Annotated in this window: 16 protein-coding genes; 15 read left to right on the top strand and 1 reads right to left on the bottom strand. The window is 71.1% G+C overall.

The window, feature by feature from the left end; all coding sequences use genetic code 11:
• The first annotated feature begins 103 nt into the window (after positions 1-103).
• Positions 104-940 (top strand): DUF1266 domain-containing protein, encoded by an 837-nt coding sequence (locus AMO33_RS18715; RefSeq protein WP_060593745.1) that lies wholly within the window; start codon positions 104-106, stop codon positions 938-940.
• A gap of 1 nt (position 941) precedes the next feature.
• Here AMO33_RS18715 and AMO33_RS18710 read toward each other — a convergent pair whose 3' ends face one another.
• The gene (locus AMO33_RS18710; RefSeq protein WP_050767933.1) at positions 942-1,898 is read right to left on the bottom strand and encodes a hypothetical protein; all 957 of its coding nucleotides are present in this window, start codon (positions 1,896-1,898) and stop codon (positions 942-944) included.
• 309 nt (positions 1,899-2,207) lie between these two features.
• Between AMO33_RS18710 and ftsH the strand changes: the two genes are divergently transcribed.
• From ftsH to lysS, 14 genes are all read left to right on the top strand, one after another.
• On the top strand, positions 2,208-4,598 hold the full coding sequence (ftsH, locus tag AMO33_RS18705; RefSeq protein WP_011206927.1) for an ATP-dependent zinc metalloprotease FtsH: 2,391 nt from the start codon (positions 2,208-2,210) through the stop codon (positions 4,596-4,598).
• A 113-nt stretch (positions 4,599-4,711) separates the two neighbouring features.
• Positions 4,712-5,356: a GTP cyclohydrolase I FolE gene (folE, locus tag AMO33_RS18700; protein WP_041560594.1), complete on the top strand. Its 645-nt coding sequence runs from the start codon at positions 4,712-4,714 to the stop codon at positions 5,354-5,356.
• 59 nt (positions 5,357-5,415) lie between these two features.
• Entirely contained in the window at positions 5,416-6,243 is an 828-nt protein-coding gene (gene folP, locus AMO33_RS18695) for a dihydropteroate synthase (protein WP_050768204.1), read from the top strand.
• On the top strand, positions 6,240-6,668 hold the full coding sequence (gene folB, locus AMO33_RS18690) for a dihydroneopterin aldolase (RefSeq protein WP_011206930.1): 429 nt from the start codon (positions 6,240-6,242) through the stop codon (positions 6,666-6,668). Before folP ends, folB begins: the two co-directional genes overlap by 4 nt.
• Positions 6,665-7,210, top strand: coding sequence for a 2-amino-4-hydroxy-6-hydroxymethyldihydropteridine diphosphokinase (folK, locus tag AMO33_RS18685; protein WP_060593744.1), 546 nt, complete (start codon positions 6,665-6,667; stop codon positions 7,208-7,210). Before folB ends, folK begins: the two co-directional genes overlap by 4 nt.
• A 2-nt stretch (positions 7,211-7,212) precedes the next feature.
• Positions 7,213-7,680, top strand: coding sequence for a DUF3180 domain-containing protein (locus tag AMO33_RS18680; protein ID WP_041560597.1), 468 nt, complete (start codon positions 7,213-7,215; stop codon positions 7,678-7,680).
• Between the two features lie 71 nt (positions 7,681-7,751).
• Positions 7,752-9,380: a DUF6779 domain-containing protein gene (locus AMO33_RS32200; protein ID WP_174520489.1), complete on the top strand. Its 1,629-nt coding sequence runs from the start codon at positions 7,752-7,754 to the stop codon at positions 9,378-9,380.
• Positions 9,381-9,514: 134 nt separating this feature from the next.
• Positions 9,515-10,462 carry a Rossmann-like and DUF2520 domain-containing protein gene (locus tag AMO33_RS18670; RefSeq protein ID WP_050767935.1) on the top strand — a complete coding sequence of 316 codons (948 nt, stop codon included), beginning with the start codon at positions 9,515-9,517 and terminating at the stop codon, positions 10,460-10,462.
• Positions 10,459-11,415, top strand: coding sequence for a pantoate--beta-alanine ligase (gene panC / locus AMO33_RS18665; protein WP_060593742.1), 957 nt, complete (start codon positions 10,459-10,461; stop codon positions 11,413-11,415). The genes AMO33_RS18670 and panC overlap by 4 nt, the downstream gene beginning before the upstream one ends.
• Positions 11,416-11,431: 16 nt before the next feature.
• Positions 11,432-11,851: an aspartate 1-decarboxylase gene (gene panD / locus AMO33_RS18660; RefSeq protein WP_011206936.1), complete on the top strand. Its 420-nt coding sequence runs from the start codon at positions 11,432-11,434 to the stop codon at positions 11,849-11,851.
• 28 nt (positions 11,852-11,879) lie between these two features.
• A complete protein-coding gene (locus tag AMO33_RS18655) occupies positions 11,880-12,674 on the top strand; it encodes a type III pantothenate kinase (RefSeq protein WP_060593741.1) in 795 nt (264 codons plus the stop codon).
• A gap of 183 nt (positions 12,675-12,857) precedes the next feature.
• The gene (locus AMO33_RS18650) at positions 12,858-13,490 is read left to right on the top strand and encodes a cysteine dioxygenase (RefSeq protein WP_081433136.1); all 633 of its coding nucleotides are present in this window, start codon (positions 12,858-12,860) and stop codon (positions 13,488-13,490) included.
• Positions 13,491-13,498: 8 nt separating this feature from the next.
• Positions 13,499-13,921 (top strand): rhodanese-like domain-containing protein, encoded by a 423-nt coding sequence (locus tag AMO33_RS18645; protein WP_041560599.1) that lies wholly within the window; start codon positions 13,499-13,501, stop codon positions 13,919-13,921.
• 127 nt (positions 13,922-14,048) lie between these two features.
• Positions 14,049-15,515: a lysine--tRNA ligase gene (lysS, locus tag AMO33_RS18640; RefSeq protein WP_060593740.1), complete on the top strand. Its 1,467-nt coding sequence runs from the start codon at positions 14,049-14,051 to the stop codon at positions 15,513-15,515.
• Positions 15,516-15,518 lie beyond the last annotated feature (3 nt).

Raw genomic sequence — 15,518 nt, 5'->3', positions numbered from 1 at the left:
CATGAATACCCGGAGTGCGAATTTGCGTCCCGCAGCGGGCGAACACGCCCCCGCTGGGCGATAACACCGGCCCCGGAAAGGTCCATGGGGAACAATCGGTGACATGCCTGCCCGCGGTATACCCACATTGACGACCTTCCCGTACGAAGAGCTCGACAAGCGGGAGCCCGACCACTGGTCCGGCGCCGCGATCTCCGACGACGAACTGCGCGCGCTCGCGCTCGGCGGCTTCTACTCCACCCGCTGGGACGCCTTCCACGACGCGCTGCTGCTCGGCCCCGAACGCGAACACCCGCTCGGCGATCGCCGCGAGCTGGCGATCGACACCCTCACCGGGGCGTGGGGGATCACCGACGGCACCGAGGCACAGGCCTCGATGGAACAGCTGCTCGACGGCATGCACGCCCCGCTCTACGCGCTGGTGCACCCGCTGGTGACCGCCTCGATCAACGCCAGCGAGCGCGACCGCTTCGGCGAGCGGGCCGACCGGCACCGCGCGTTCCTGCGCCAGGTCGCCTCGTTCCGCGGCATGGACAACCCGGAGTCGCTGGTACGCGACTACGACATCTGGTCCCAGGCCATCAAGATCGGCTTCACCGAGCACCTGGCCCGCCCGCTGCCCAGCGACATCCACGCCTGGGATCTGGCCCGCGTGGTCGCGGTGGCGCGGATGTCGTTCACCGCAGGCTACATCGAGGCCGACGTGGCCTGGGGCTACCTGATGCGGGCGCTGCCGCTGGCCCAGCGCAAGTACCGCAACTGGCGGCAGTTCGGCGACGCCTACCTCACCGGCTGGACCTACTGGCAAGCCTGCGAGGACCTGGCCGAACTCAAGAACGGCGGCGTCGACCGGCGGATGGAGCTGCTCCGGCTCTGGACCAGGCCGACCAGCCCGTGGCGGCGGATCGAACTCAACGGGCCGAAGAAGGCCGCCGACTGAGTCAGCCCGCGTCCGGCAGCGAGCGCAGGATGCCGCGGCCGTAGCGCTGGAACTGCACGTCGTCGACCATGCCCAGGGAATGCCGCTCGACCAGCAGTTCCCATTCCGCGTACAGCTGCGCGACCCCGGGGTCGGCGGGACCGGTGGCGCCGTCGACCGCCTCGCGCCGCACCGCGAAGTTCACCGCGAACGCCACCCGCTCCATGTCGGCGCGATCGACGCCGGTGAAGCACAGCGTCCGGTTGCCGTCGTGCACCTCCACGCAGCTGCGGCCGCGGTCGGCGCCGATCTCGCCCGGCGCGGTGGGGGCGGTCTCGCTCCAATGCGCCCACAGCACCGCGGTCACCGGCAGTTCGTAGGCGTAACTCTCGTCCGGGCCGAGCGCGACGAACAGCACCCGGCCGGTGGTGGCGGCCAGCAGGCCGGTGCCGGTCCCCGCGGGCGGGCGGGCGGTGGCGACGGCGGTCTCGAGCACGTACTCGTCGCCCAGCACGTAGTGGTGCAGGGCGGCGACGGCGTCGGCGGCCTCCTCGTGCCTGGTCATCCGCGACACCGCCCGGTCCACGTCGCCGCGGGTCGGGCCGTCGGCGGTCCACACCGGGGCCGGGGGATCGAGGTCGGGCGCGGCGATGTCGACGCGCTGCGCGGTGAGGATCTGGTCGTTGATGCGTTCGACGATGCGGCTGGCCGCGGGCACGTCGTGCTCGGCGATGAGGACCGGCAGCGGCGTGCGGTCGGCGGGCACCCCGGTGAGCACCGGGGTCGGATACCGCAGGTAGATCTCGATGACGACGGCGTCGTCGGCGCGTCTGCTCAGCCGGACCTTGAGCAGGTCACCGATCGGAACATCCAGAACGCGCTCGCCCTCGTCGCCTTCTCCGCCCGGGCGCAGCACGACCAGTCGGCCGCCGCCGTGCCGGACGATCGCGGTGGGTGTCCGTAGCTCGACTATGTCCATACCCCCTGCGCTTCGTCTTGTGTCGTCGCTCACGATAGGCCGTACATGCCATGATTGTGACCACTCGGGGTAAACCGGCGCGCGGAATCGGGAACCACCGCCGTTCCCCGGCCGTTTACCTGTCGAACTGCACCAACTGCCGAACTGCGCGATGTATCGAGTAGACCGTACGCGGTAACGTGGCTTGTCCGCATCCGAATCCCCCGCACGCGGACGGGGCCGGGAGCGGAATGCCCCACGATGTGCCCGACGTTTCGCTAGGCAGAACCCGGAGAAACCGGAAAGGACTGGCCGCCCGGCCTACGCTCTATGAACCGCAAGACAGTGTTTCGCACCCTGGCCATAGTCTCCGGCATCCTGCTGGTGATCTATGCGTTCAGCTACTTCGGAGACGACACGCGCGGCTGGCAGAGCGTCGACACGTCGGTGGCGCTGGCCCAGCTCCAGGACAAGGGCAACATCGAGAACGTCCAGATCGATGATCGCGAGCAGCAGCTGCGGATCGATCTGAAGAACGGCAACGACGCCACCAAGGGCGCGGACCGCATCATCGCCAAGTACCCCGGCGGCAGCGAGACCTCGGCCAAGATCTTCGACGCCGTGCAGAGCTCCGGCGCGCCGTACAACACGGTGGTCAAGCAGGACAGCTGGCTCGCGCAGATCCTGCTGTTCGTGCTGCCGATGGTGATCCTGCTCGGCCTGTTCCTCTTCGTCATGGCCCGGATGCAGGGCGGTGGCCGCGGCGGCATGATGGGCTTCGGCAAGTCCAAGGCCAAGCAGCTGTCCAAGGACATGCCCAAGACCACCTTCGCCGACGTCGCGGGCGCCGACGAGGCGGTCGAGGAGCTCTACGAGATCAAGGACTTCCTGCAGAATCCGGTGCGCTACCAGGCGCTCGGCGCGAAGATCCCCAAGGGCGTGCTGCTCTACGGCCCGCCCGGCACCGGCAAGACCCTGCTGGCGCGCGCGGTCGCGGGCGAGGCGGGTGTGCCGTTCTTCACCATCTCCGGTTCCGACTTCGTCGAGATGTTCGTCGGTGTCGGCGCCTCCCGGGTGCGCGACCTGTTCGAGCAGGCCAAGCAGAACAGCCCCTGCATCATCTTCGTCGACGAGATCGACGCGGTCGGCCGCCAGCGCGGCGCCGGCCTGGGCGGCGGCCACGACGAGCGCGAGCAGACCCTCAACCAGCTGCTCGTCGAGATGGACGGCTTCGGCGACCGCACCGGCATCATCCTGATCGCCGCGACCAACCGTCCCGACATCCTCGACCCCGCACTGCTGCGCCCCGGTCGCTTCGACCGCCAGATCCCGGTCGGCAATCCCGACCTGGCCGGCCGTCGCGCCATCCTGCGGGTGCACTCGCAGGGCAAGCCGATCTCCCCGGACGCCGATCTGGACGGGCTGGCCAAGCGCACCGTCGGCATGTCGGGTGCGGACCTGGCCAACGTCATCAACGAGGCCGCGCTGCTCACCGCCCGCGAGAACGGCGCGGTCATCACCGGCGAGGCGCTCGAGGAGTCGGTCGATCGCGTGATCGGCGGTCCGCGCCGCAAGAGCCGCATCATCAGCGAGCACGAGAAGAAGATCACCGCTTACCACGAGGGCGGTCACACCCTGGCCGCCTGGGCGATGCCCGACATCGAGCCGGTCTACAAGGTCACCATCCTGGCCCGCGGCCGCACCGGCGGCCACGCCATGACGGTGCCCGAGGACGACAAGGGCCTGATGACCCGCTCGGAGATGATCGCCCGCCTGGTGATGGCGATGGGCGGCCGCGCGGCCGAGGAGCTGGTGTTCCACGAGCCGACCACCGGCGCGTCCTCCGACATCGACCAGGCCACCAAGATCGCCCGCGCGATGGTCACCGAGTACGGCATGAGTGCCCGGCTTGGCGCGGTCCGCTACGGCCAGGAGCAGGGTGACCCGTTCCTTGGCCGGTCGATGGGCATGGCCTCGGACTACTCGCACGAGGTCGCCCGCGAGATCGACGAGGAGGTGCGCAACCTCATCGAGGCCGCGCACACCGAGGCGTGGGCCATCCTCAACGAGTACCGCGACGTGCTCGACGACCTCGCCACCGCACTGCTCGAGCGCGAGACGCTGCACCGCAAGGATCTCGAGCAGATCCTCGCCTCGGTCACCAAGCGCCCGCGCATCACCGCGTTCAACGATTTCGGTGAGCGCATCCCCTCGGACAAGCCGCCGGTGAAGACCCCGGGCGAGCTGGCCGCCGAGCGCGGTGAGCCGTGGCCGCCGGAGCAGCCGGCCGAACCCGCGGTGCCGGTGGCGGCCCAGCAGCAGCGCGAGCCGGTGCCCGCCAACGGGTACCCGCAGCAGGGTTACCAGGCGCAACCGCAGTACGCCTACCCGCATCAGCAGGGCGGCGGTTACCCCTCGCCGCACGCGCCGACCCAGGCCTACCCGCGCCAGGGCGGCACGCACGGGTCGCGCCCCGACTACGGCGCCCCCGCGGGCTGGTCGGCCCCCGGCTGGCCGCCGCGCGACGAAGCGCCGCAGCAGCCGGGTGCGCAGCCCGGATACGGCGGCTGGGGCAGGCCCGCCGAACAGCCGCAGCCCGGCGGTTTCCAGCCGTGGGGCGACCCGCAGCACAGCGGCCGGGGCGAGGACCCGGCGCATCCCGGATCGCGCGGCGAGGACGACGACAACCGCGACTGGGACGGACCGAACGGCCGGAACTGATCCGGCGACGATTAGGCTCGACCCTCGCCGGTGCCGAACGATTGCCGGCGCGGATTTGGAGGTGTCCTCGATTGTCGGCCAACCATAATGCGGTGGACCAGGTCCCGAACGGGCTGGACCGGGCCGCCTTCGACGACGACGCGCAGCCCGCGGTCGCCGAGCCGCCGCTGCACGCCCTGGCCACGGGCCGTCCGTTCGACCAGCCGCGCGCGGAGGCGGCGATTCGCGAACTGCTGATCGCCGTCGGCGAGGACCCCGACCGGCCCGGGCTGATCGACACCCCGGCCCGGGTGGCGCGCGCCTATCGCGAGATGTTCGCGGGGCTGTACGTCGAACCGGATCGCGTGCTCGACACCACCTTCGACGAAGGTCATCAGGAGCTGGTGCTGGTCCGCGACATCCCGATGTACTCGACCTGTGAGCACCACCTGGTGTCCTTCCACGGCGTCGCGCACGTGGGCTACATCCCCGGCCCGGCGGGCCGGGTCACCGGGCTGTCCAAGCTGGCCAGGCTGGTCGACCTGTACGCCAAGCGCCCGCAGGTGCAGGAACGGCTGACCAGTCAGATCGCCGACGCGGTGATGCGCAAGCTGGAGCCGCGCGGCGCGATCGTGGTGGTCGAGGCCGAGCACCTGTGCATGGCCATGCGCGGCATCCGCAAGCCCGGCGCCAGCACCACCACCTCCGCCGTGCGCGGCCTGCTGCAGACCAACGCCGCCTCGCGTGCCGAGGCGCTCGATCTGATCCTGCGTAAGTGAGGGAGGCCGCGGTGTCCGCCACGAATGTCACCGCGCGCGGCGGGCGCCGCTGTGTCGTGATGGGCGTGGTGAACGTGACCAGCGACTCCTTCTCCGACGGCGGCCGCTACCTCGACCCGGACCGTGCCATCGCGCACGGCGTCGAGCTGTACGAGGCGGGCGCGGACATCATCGACGTCGGCGGGGAGTCGACCCGGCCCGGCGCGGTCCGGGTCGATCCGGCGACCGAGGCCGCGCGGGTGACCCCGGTGATCCAGGGCCTGGTCGCCGCGGGGGTGCCCACCAGCGTCGACACCATGCGCGCCGCGGTCGCCGAGGCCGCGCTCGCGGCGGGTGTCTCGGTGATCAACGACGTTTCCGGCGGCCGCGCCGACGCCGACATGGTGAAGGTCGTGGCCGAGGCCGACGTGCCGTGGATCCTGATGCACTGGCGGGCCGCCGCCGACTACCGGCACACCGGGCCCGCCGACCACTACGAGGACGTCGTCGCCGAGGTGCGCACCGAACTCGACGCGCAGGTCGAGCTGGCGGTGCGTTCCGGCGTGGATCCGGGCAGGCTGATCCTCGATCCCGGCCTCGGCTTCGCCAAGAACGCCGCGCACAACTGGGCGCTGCTGGCCGCGCTGCCGGAATTCGTCGAGGCGGGGCTGCCGGTCTTGATCGGCGCCTCCCGCAAGCGTTTCCTCGGCGCCCTGCTCGCCGACGCGAACGGACCCCGCCCGCCCGACGGGCGCGAGGTCGCCACCGCCACGGTCTCCGCGCTCGCCGCGCTGTACGGCGCGTGGGGTGTGCGGGTGCACGACGTGCGGTCCTCACTGGATGCGATCGCCGTCGTCGATGCCTGGCAGCGGGCGCAGCCGCCGAAGGTCCGAGGAGCCGTGGGATGACCGAGCAGACCGCACCGGCCGCGCGTTCGGGCGAGCCGGCCGACCACTCGCGCGCGGAACTCGACCGCATCGAACTGCGCGGTCTGCGTGTGTTCGGCAGGCACGGCGTGTTCGAGCACGAGCGCCGCGACGGCCAGGAGTTCGTGGTGGACCTGACCGTGTGGGTGGATTTCACCGTCGCGGCCGCCTCCGACGACCTGGCCGCCACCGTCGACTACGGTGCGCTGGCCGAGCGGGCCGTGCGCATCGTCGCGGGCCCGCCGCGCAACCTGATCGAGACGGTCGTCTCCGAGATCGCCGACGACGTGATGGCCGACCCGCGCATCCAGCGCGCGGAGGTCGTGGTGCACAAGCCCGCCGCCCCGATCCCGCACACCTTCGCCGACGTCCGGGTCGTCACCACCCGCACCAGGGAGCCGCGGTGAGCAGGGCGGTGTTGTCGATCGGTTCGAATCTGGGCGATCGGCTCGGGTACCTGCGCAGCGTGGTGGACGCCGTCGCCGACCGGCTGGTCGCGGTGTCCTCGGTCTACACGACGGCACCGTGGGGCGGTGTCGAGCAGGACGATTTCCTCAACGCGATCCTGGTCGTCGACGATCCGGATCGCGGCTGCCGCGACTGGCTCGCGCTCGGGCAGCGGCTGGAGCGGGCCGCCCACCGGACGCGGGCGGTGCGGTGGGGTGCGCGCACGCTCGATGTCGACGTGATCTGGTGCGCGGACACCGACGGCCCGGTGGTCAGCGCCGATCCGGAGCTGACGGTGCCGCACCCGCGCGCGCACGAGCGGGCGTTCGTGCTGATCCCCTGGCTGGAGGCCGAGCCGCACGCGCGGCTGGCCGTCGGCGACGTCGAGCGCCCGGTGCGCGACTGGCTGGCCGCGCTCGACCCGGCCGAACGCGACGGCGTGCGGCGCACCGATCTGTCCCTGCGCGCCTCGGCGGTTCCGGGGGAAGGGTTGCCCTCGTGAAACTGAAGCCGACCAAGGCGCTGGACCTGGTGGCCAACGTCCTGATCGCGGCGCTGCTGGCCTGGGCGGCCACCCGCTTCGCCTACGGCAGCCTGCCGCCCATCTCGGTCTTCGCGGGCGCGTCGCTGTATCCGGTGGCCGCCCTCGAGGTGGTGCTCGCCTTCGTGATCCGGGCCAGGGTGCGCAACGAGGAGGTGGGCACCGGGCGCAAGTTGCATCCGATCACCGCCGCCCGCGCGGTCGCCCTGGCGAAGGCGTCGGTGCAGGTCGGCTCGATCGCGGCCGGGATCTGGCTGGGCTTCCTGTGCTGGGTGTTCCCGCAGCGCGGCACGTTGACGGCGGCGGCGGCCGATGCGCCGGGCGCGATCGTCGGTCTCTCCGCGGGTGTCGCCCTGGTCGCCGCGGCGTTGTGGCTCGAGTATTGCTGTCGTGCCCCCGACGACCCCACCGATGAGACGGCAACCACATAGCAAACAATTCCGACGGTAATCACGTCCGCTGACGATGGGCGTGGGTCCCCGGGCAGGCTACCCTGGCGTGCATGGCTTCACCCTCCCGTAGCAGCACTTCCCGTCCGCGACGGGACCACGCGGGAAGATTCTTCATCGGCACGCTGATCCTGCTCGGCCTGGTTGCCAGTGTGTTCCTGATCTTCAGCAACAGCGTGCACATGATCCGGGTCGGCATGGTCGCCGCCCTGTGGGCCGCCGCCATCGGCGCGATGGCCGCCACCAAGTACCGCAAGGACGCGGCGGTGGACAAGGCGAAGGTGCGCGATCTGCAGACGGTCTACGAGTTGCAGCTCGAGCGGGAGATCACCGCGCGCCGCGAGTACGAGCTGGGAGTGGAGGCCAGGGTCCGCGAGGAGGTCGGCGCCGACGCCGCCGAACTGGCCGCGCTGCGCGCCGAACTGAGCGTGCTGCGCCAGAGCCTGCAGCGCCTCTTCGACGGCGACTTGCCGATGGATCGCCCCGCGCTGCGCGCCGAGGCCATGCGCGTACCGGAGCTGCCCGGCACCGCCGCGGCGCCGGCGAACGGTAGCTCGGCGAATGCCGGTACCGGGCAGGCGGCGCGCAATCCGCTGACGCCGGTATTCGTTCCCGAGCACCCGGCCCCGCCCGCCTTCGCCAGCCCCGACGACGACCCGGTGACGGCCGAGACCTCCGTCGTGCCCGCCGACGACGAACCGGCCCCTCCGGACGCGCCCGCCCGGCTGCGCCCGCCGACCTGGCCCCACCCCTTCGAGACCGTCCGCGACCGCGAGGTCGGCACCTGGGCCGACGCCTACGCGGCGGACGATCCCGCTTCCTCCGACGATGACGCCGCTGCCGGTGCCGCGACACGGCCTGCCGGCGGGTCGCCGGCCTCGTCCGGTCGTTCGTCCGCCGCCGGTTCGGACCCCACCCCGGCGGGTGGGAGCAAGGCCGCCACTGGGGCGAATGCTTCCGCCGCCGCCGGATCGAATCCCGCCGCCGGGTCCAGCACTGCCGCCGCCGGGTCCAGCACTGCCGCCGCGCGTACGGGCACCTCGGGGAAGACGTCGTCCGCCGCTGGATCAGCCACCGTCTCCGGTGCGAATCCCGCCGCGCCCGGTTCCGGCGCCGCGCCCACCGGTCCGGGCGTCGCCGCGGGTTCGGGTGCCACCGGTTCCGGCACGGCCGCTGGTTCCGGTGTGGCGACCGGTCCAGGCAGGGCGACTGGTACCGACGTGCCCGCTGATCCCGGTGTGCCCGCCGCTTCTAGCGGAGCCGCCGGTTCCGGCGTGGCCGCTGCTTCGGGCGCTACCGAACCGAGCGCCGCGGTGGGTTCGAGCACCGCCGTCGGTGCGACCGCTGCCGGTGCAGACCCGTCCGCCGCCGGTCCGAGCGCCCCGGTCGCCGGCTCCGGCACCGCCGCCGACTCGCCGACCGCCGGCGCGCACCCGTCCACCGTGCCTGCTGCCGCGGGTGCACCCCCCGGTTCGCCGGACGCACCTGTCCCCGACGAGCAGCAACCGTCGCGCACCCCGGCGGCCGAAACGCCGTCGCCGCGTCCCACGACGCCCACCATCGGCACCTCGTCGCGCCGTCGGCGTCGCGAGGAGGGTGGGGGTTCCGGGGACGGCCAGCGCCGGCTCTCGGTCGCCGAGATCATGGCGAATCTGGCTTCCGAGCAGCAGCAACGTCCCTGACCGGCGCCGTCGCGGCAGGTGAGCCGCAAATCACGTCCCGGCCCCGTAGCCTCGGCGAACGGCGGGCCGATATCCTCGACCCGTAACGTCCGGTACCCGCAAGGCGGGACTGGAACGACATCGAGAGGACGACGTTGACCTCGGCACGCCCGACTTCCGACAGCGCGGCTTCGGGATTCGACCCTGCGCCCGCACGCCTGACGGTGGGAATCGTCTCGGCGGGACGCGTCGGTTCGGCCCTGGGCGCCGCGCTGGAACGCGCCGGACACGTGGTGTTCGGCGTCGCCGCCATCTCCGATGCGTCCAAGCATCGCGCCCGTACCCGGCTGCCCGATTCGGAGATCCTTCCGGTCGAGCAGGTCGCGGCCCGCAGCGAACTGCTGCTGCTGGCCGTGCCCGACGCCGAACTGCCCGGCCTGGTGCGCGGGCTGGCCACCGCGACGGTGGTGCGTCCCGGCACGATCGTCGCCCATACGTCCGGCGCCAACGGCGTCGGCGTGCTCGCTCCGCTGGCCGAGCGCGGCGCGCTGCCGCTGGCCATCCATCCGGCCATGACGTTCACCGGTCACGACGAGGACCTCAGCAGGCTCGGCAATGCCTGCTTCGGCATCACCGCCGCCGACGACGTCGGCTATGCCATCGCGCAGTCGCTGGTGATCGAGATGGGCGGCGAGCCGGTGCGGGTCGCCGAGGAGAACCGCACGCTCTATCACGCGGCGCTGGCGCACGGCAGCAACCATCTGGTCACCCTGGTGCTGGACGCGGTGCAGGCGCTGCGCGAGGCGCTGGCCGGTCCCGGCCTGCTCGGTCAGCAGACCGTGGACGATCAGCCGGGCGGCCTGGCCGAACGCCTGCTCGCCCCGCTCGCCTCGGCCGCGCTCGACAACGCTTTGCGCCGCGGCCAGTCCGCCCTGACCGGCCCGGTGGCCAGGGGCGACGCCGACGCCGTCGCCGCGCACCTGGCCGCGTTGGCCGCCGCCGACCCGCGGGTGGCCGAGGGCTACCGCGCGCTGTCGCTGCGCACCGCCCAGCGCGCCGACACCAACCCCGCCCTGATCGACCTGCTGGAGGGACGCCGATGATCGACCCCACGCTGCGCGGCGCCTACCGGCCCGGCCAGCTCACCGTGCACCACGACCCGGCCGTGCTCGGGTCGGTGGCCAAGGCACTGCGCGGTGTCGGCCGCACCGTCGCGCTGGTGCCCACCATGGGCGCATTGCACCAGGGCCACCTGGAGATCGTGCGGCAGGCCAAGCGGACCAACCAGGTCGTGATCGTCTCGATCTTCGTCAACCCGCTGCAGTTCGGCGCGGGCGAGGACCTGGACAAATACCCGCGCACGCTGGACGCCGACGTGGAGCTGTTGCGGGCCGAGGGCGTGGAGCTGGTGTTCGCCCCGAACGCCGAGCAGATGTACCCGGACGGCCCACGCACCACCGTGCACCCCGGCCCGCTCGGCGCCGAGCTCGAGGGCGCGAGCAGGCCGACGCACTTCGCGGGCATGCTCACCGTGGTCGCCAAGCTGTTGCAGATCGCCCGCCCACACCAGGCGTTCTTCGGCGAGAAGGACTACCAGCAGCTCACCCTCATCCGCCAGATGGTGCGCGACCTGAACTTCGACGTCCGCATCGTGGCCGTGCCGACCGTGCGCGAATCCGACGGTCTCGCGCTCAGCTCGCGCAACCGGTATCTCGATGCGGCACAACGGGAAACGGCGCTGGCCCTGTCCGCGGCGCTGTCCGCGGGCGCGCACGCGGGCGGGCTCGGCGCCGAGGGCGTGCTCGCCGCGGCCCGGGCCGTTCTCGACGCGACCCCCGGGCTCGACCTCGACTACCTGGAGCTGCGCTCCTCGACGCTGGGCCCGGCGCCCGCCTCGGGCAACGCCCGGTTGCTGGTGGCCGCCACGGTCGGCACCACCCGGTTGATCGACAACATCGCCGTCACCCTCGGCGCCCCCATCGACGGACACCCGAACCTCGACTCCCAGCCGGAACCCGCGGGCACCGACCCCGCCCTCCTTCCTCCCGCGCGCTAGAAAGGCGACGACGACGATGTTGCGCACCATGATGAAGTCCAAGATCCACCGGGCCACCGTGACCCACGCCGATCTGCACTACGTCGGCTCGGTCACCGTGGACCAGGATCTGCTCGACGCCGCCGATCTGCTCGAGGGCGAGCAGGTCTGCATCGTCGACATCGACAACGGCGCCCGGCTGGAGACCTACGTGATCGCCGGTGAGCGCGGCTCGGGCGTGATCGGTATCAACGGCGCCGCCGCCCACCTGGTGCACCCCGGCGACCTGGTGATCCTGATCGCCTACGGGATGATGAACGAGCAGGAGATCGCCGAGTACGACCCGAAGGTCGTCTTCGTCGACGAGCGCAACCGCCCGGTCGAACTCGGCTCCGACCCGGCGCATGCGCCGGAGGGTTCGGGGCTGACCTCGCCGCGTTCGCTCACCTTCGCCTGATGGCGCGCCCGGGTCGAGCGGGACAGCGATGCTGCTGACCATCGACGTCCGCAACACCAGCATCGAGCTGGGCCTGTTCGCGGGCAGCGGAACCCACGCGCGTCTCGAGCGGCACTGGCGGATCCACACCAATCCGCTGCTCACGGCCGACGAGCTGGCCATGCAGTTGCGCGGCCTGATCGGCGGGCCGCTCGAGCAGGTGATCGGGGTCGCGGCGCTGTCGACGGTGCCGCCGGTGCTGCGTGAGCTGCGCACCATGCTGGAGCGGTACTGGTCGCACGTGCCGCACGTGGTGGTGGAACCCGGTGTGCGGACGGGCATTCCGTTGCTGGTCGACAATCCCAAGGAGATCGGCGCCGACCGCATCGTCAACGCGCTTGCGGCGCATCAGCGGTTCGGCGGTCCGGCGATCGTGGTCGACTTCGGCACCGCCACCACCGTCGACCTGGTCTCGGCGAAGGGCGAGTTCCTCGGCGGTGTGATCGCCCCCGGCGTGGCGATCTCCGGTGAGGCGCTGATCGAGAAGGCGGGCCTGCGCCGGGTGGAGTTGGCCCGCCCGCGTTCGGTGGTGGGCAAGAACACCGTCGAGGCGATCCAGTCCGGTGCGGTGTTCGGCTTCGCGGGCCTGGTGGACGGGCTGATCGATCGCATCCGCGACGAATTCGACGCCTTCGCGGGCGACGACGTCACCGTGGTGGCCACCGGCATCAGCGCACCGCTGATCGTGCCCGAATCCGAGACGATCGACCAGCACGAACCGCATCTCACGCTGACCGGCCTGCTGCGCGTCTACGAACGCAACCAGCAGCGCCGCCGCACCTGACCGGTGGTGGTGGGATGCGCGTCACCACGCCGGGCGCTGTCGTCCCACCGCCGGGCACTGCTACACTCGCTGCCGTGTATTCCCGCGTGCGCACCCAGGAGTGTTGTCGAGGCTGATCCGGCCTCGACCGTTCGAGGCTGACTTCGAGTCCCTCGACCGTTCACAACTCCTGGAGTTTCGCTCATGCGTTCCTCTGTTCTCTCCCTTGCCGGTATTCCGGCGACCACCACCGCTCCGCGTGCCGCTCGCCGTACGCCGGTGCTCACCCCCGACGACGCGCGTCTCGAGCGTGCGGTCGCGCCCGCGTTGCCGACCCGGTTGCGCCCGGCCGACCTGCTGCGCCTGACCGACGAAGGCGCCGAGGACGTACTCGACGGCCGCTACGACCATCTGCTGCCCGCGGGCGGCGCGTGGCCGACCGAAGAGCGGTGGGCCACCCGGTTGCGTGCCGACGACGAGGTCGACGTCTGGCTGATCAGCTGGACCCCGGCCAAGACCACCGAACTGCACGACCACGCCGGATCGCTCGGCGCGCTGACCGTGCTCAGCGGCGCCCTCTCCGAATTACGGTGGACCGGAACGGAATTGCGCGCCCGCACGCTGTCGGCGGGCGATCAGGCCGCGTTCCCGATCGGCTGGGTGCACGAGGTGATGCGCGCCCCCGCCGCGATCGAGCCGGTCACCGCCGAACCCACCCTCAGCGTGCACGCCTATTCACCCCCGTTGACCGCCATGTCGTACTACGAGATCACCGGTCAGGGCACGCTGCGCCGCACCCGCACCGTTCTCACCGACGAGCCCGAAGGTGACATCTGATGAGCCATCTGACCATCGACCGGATGCTCGAGCTGGCCCGTGCCGGCCTGCGCCGGATCTACGCCTGGGAACTGCCCGAGGCCCTCGCCCGCGGCGCCCTGCTGGTCGACATCCGTCCGCAGGCCCAGCGCGACCGGGAGGGCACGTTGCCCGGCGCCCTGGTGATCGAGCGCAATGTGCTCGAATGGCGGCTCGATCCGAGCAGTTCCGCGCGGCTGGCACTGGCCACCGATCACGATGTGGAGTGGATCGTGGTCTGCTCGGAGGGCTACACCTCCAGCCTGGCCGCGGCCTCGCTGCAGCAGCTCGGCCTGCACCGGGCCACCGATCTGGTCGGGGGTTACCAGGCGCTGAAGGCCGCCGGACTGCTCACCGTCGCCAGCCGGACCCCGCACTTCGCCCGGGAAGTGGCCTCGCTCGCCGCCCTGTAATTCCTCCTCGCTAGGGTTACCGGATGTGAGCACCCCGAACACGCCTTCGTCCGGTCGCTCCGCGGGTTCGGCTCCTGCGGGGCAATCCAGCCGACCAGCCCAGGACGTCGACGACGTCCCGGAGCAGATGCGGATTCGCCGGGAGAAGCGCGAGCGGTTGCTCGAGGCGGGGACCGAGGCCTACCCGGTGGTCGTGCCGCGCACGCACAGCCTGGCCGAGATCCGCGCCGCCCACCCGGACCTGGCGCCGGACACGCAGACCGGTCAGCAGGTCGGCGTCGCGGGCCGCGTCATCTTCCTGCGCAACACCGGCAAACTGTGCTTTGCCACCCTGCAGGAGGGTGACGGCACCAAGCTGCAGGCGATGATCAGCCTCAACGGGGTCGGCGCGGACGCGCTGGCCGCCTGGAAAGCCGATGTCGACCTGGGCGACTTCGTGTTCGTGCACGGCGAGGTGATCGCTTCGCGCACCGGCGAATTGAGCGTTATGGCCGATTCCTGGTCGATGGCGGCGAAATCGCTGCGGCCGTTGCCGGTGGCGCACAAGGAGATGAACGAGGAGTCCCGGGTCCGTCAGCGCTACGTGGACCTCATCGTGCGCCCGGAGGCCAGGCAGATGGCCAGGACCCGGGTGGCCGTCGTGCGTGCCCTGCGCAACGCGCTGGAGCGCCGCGGATTCCTCGAGGTCGAGACGCCGATGCTGCAGACGCTGCACGGTGGTGCGGCCGCGCGCCCGTTCGTCACCCATTCCAACGCCCTCGACATGGACCTCTACCTGCGCATCGCGCCGGAGTTGTTCCTGAAGCGCTGTGTGGTGGGCGGACTGGAGAAGGTCTTCGAGATCAACCGGAACTTCCGCAACGAGGGTGCCGACTCCACCCATTCGCCGGAGTTCGCGATGCTGGAAACCTATGAGGCGTACGGCACCTACGACGACTCCGCCACGATGATCCGGGAATTGATCCAGGAGGTGGCACAGGAGGCTTTGGGCACCCAGGTGGTGACCCTGGCCGACGGCACCGAATACGATCTTCGCGGCGAGTGGGCGACCGTGGAGATGTATCCGTCGCTGTCGGACGCCCTCGGCGAGCCGGTGACTCCGGAAACCACGGTCGAGGAATTGCGTGCCATCGCAGCGCGTGTCGGGCTGGAAATTCCGGAGGAGAAGGGGTACGGCCACGGCAAACTGGTCGAAGAACTCTGGGAACACCAGTACGGCGACAAGCTGTATGCCCCGACTTTCGTTCGCGACTTCCCGGTGGAGACCTCTCCGCTCACCCGGCAACATCGCAGCAAGCCCGGCGTGACCGAGAAGTGGGATCTGTATGTGCGCGGCTTCGAGCTGGCCACCGGTTATTCCGAACTGGTCGACCCGGTGATCCAGCGCGAGCGGTTCGTCGATCAGGCCAGACTCGCGGCCCAGGGTGACGACGAGGCAATGGTCCTGGACGAGGACTTCCTCGCCGCGATGGAGCACGGCATGCCGCCGACCACCGGAACCGGTATGGGAATCGATCGCTTGTTGATGGCGCTCACCGGTTTGGGAATCCGGGAAACGATACTGTTCCCAATTGTGCGTCCGGTCGCTCGCTGACCG

Source organism: Nocardia farcinica, from assembly GCF_001182745.1.
In the GTDB taxonomy this organism is placed as follows: domain Bacteria; phylum Actinomycetota; class Actinomycetes; order Mycobacteriales; family Mycobacteriaceae; genus Nocardia; species Nocardia farcinica.
The sequence above is the reverse complement of the archived record's forward strand: the minus strand, read 5'-3'. Positions and strand labels throughout refer to the sequence as shown.

Bases quoted from the DNA above. Each gene is read 5' to 3' on its own strand.
- AMO33_RS32200 (WP_174520489.1), top strand. From the start codon at position 7,752: ATGGCTTCACCCTCCCGTAGCAGCACTTCCCGTCCGCGACGGGACCAC.
- ftsH (WP_011206927.1), top strand. From the start codon at position 2,208: ATGAACCGCAAGACAGTGTTTCGCACCCTGGCCATAGTCTCCGGCATC.
- AMO33_RS18710 (WP_050767933.1), bottom strand. From the start codon at position 1,898: ATGGACATAGTCGAGCTACGGACACCCACCGCGATCGTCCGGCACGGC.
- AMO33_RS18655 (WP_060593741.1), top strand. From the start codon at position 11,880: ATGCTGCTGACCATCGACGTCCGCAACACCAGCATCGAGCTGGGCCTG.
- panC (WP_060593742.1), top strand. From the start codon at position 10,459: ATGATCGACCCCACGCTGCGCGGCGCCTACCGGCCCGGCCAGCTCACC.
- folP (WP_050768204.1), top strand. From the start codon at position 5,416: ATGGGCGTGGTGAACGTGACCAGCGACTCCTTCTCCGACGGCGGCCGC.
- folB (WP_011206930.1), top strand. From the start codon at position 6,240: ATGACCGAGCAGACCGCACCGGCCGCGCGTTCGGGCGAGCCGGCCGAC.
- AMO33_RS18650 (WP_081433136.1), top strand. From the start codon at position 12,858: ATGCGTTCCTCTGTTCTCTCCCTTGCCGGTATTCCGGCGACCACCACC.
- AMO33_RS18715 (WP_060593745.1), top strand. From the start codon at position 104: ATGCCTGCCCGCGGTATACCCACATTGACGACCTTCCCGTACGAAGAG.
- lysS (WP_060593740.1), top strand. From the start codon at position 14,049: ATGCGGATTCGCCGGGAGAAGCGCGAGCGGTTGCTCGAGGCGGGGACC.
- panD (WP_011206936.1), top strand. From the start codon at position 11,432: ATGTTGCGCACCATGATGAAGTCCAAGATCCACCGGGCCACCGTGACC.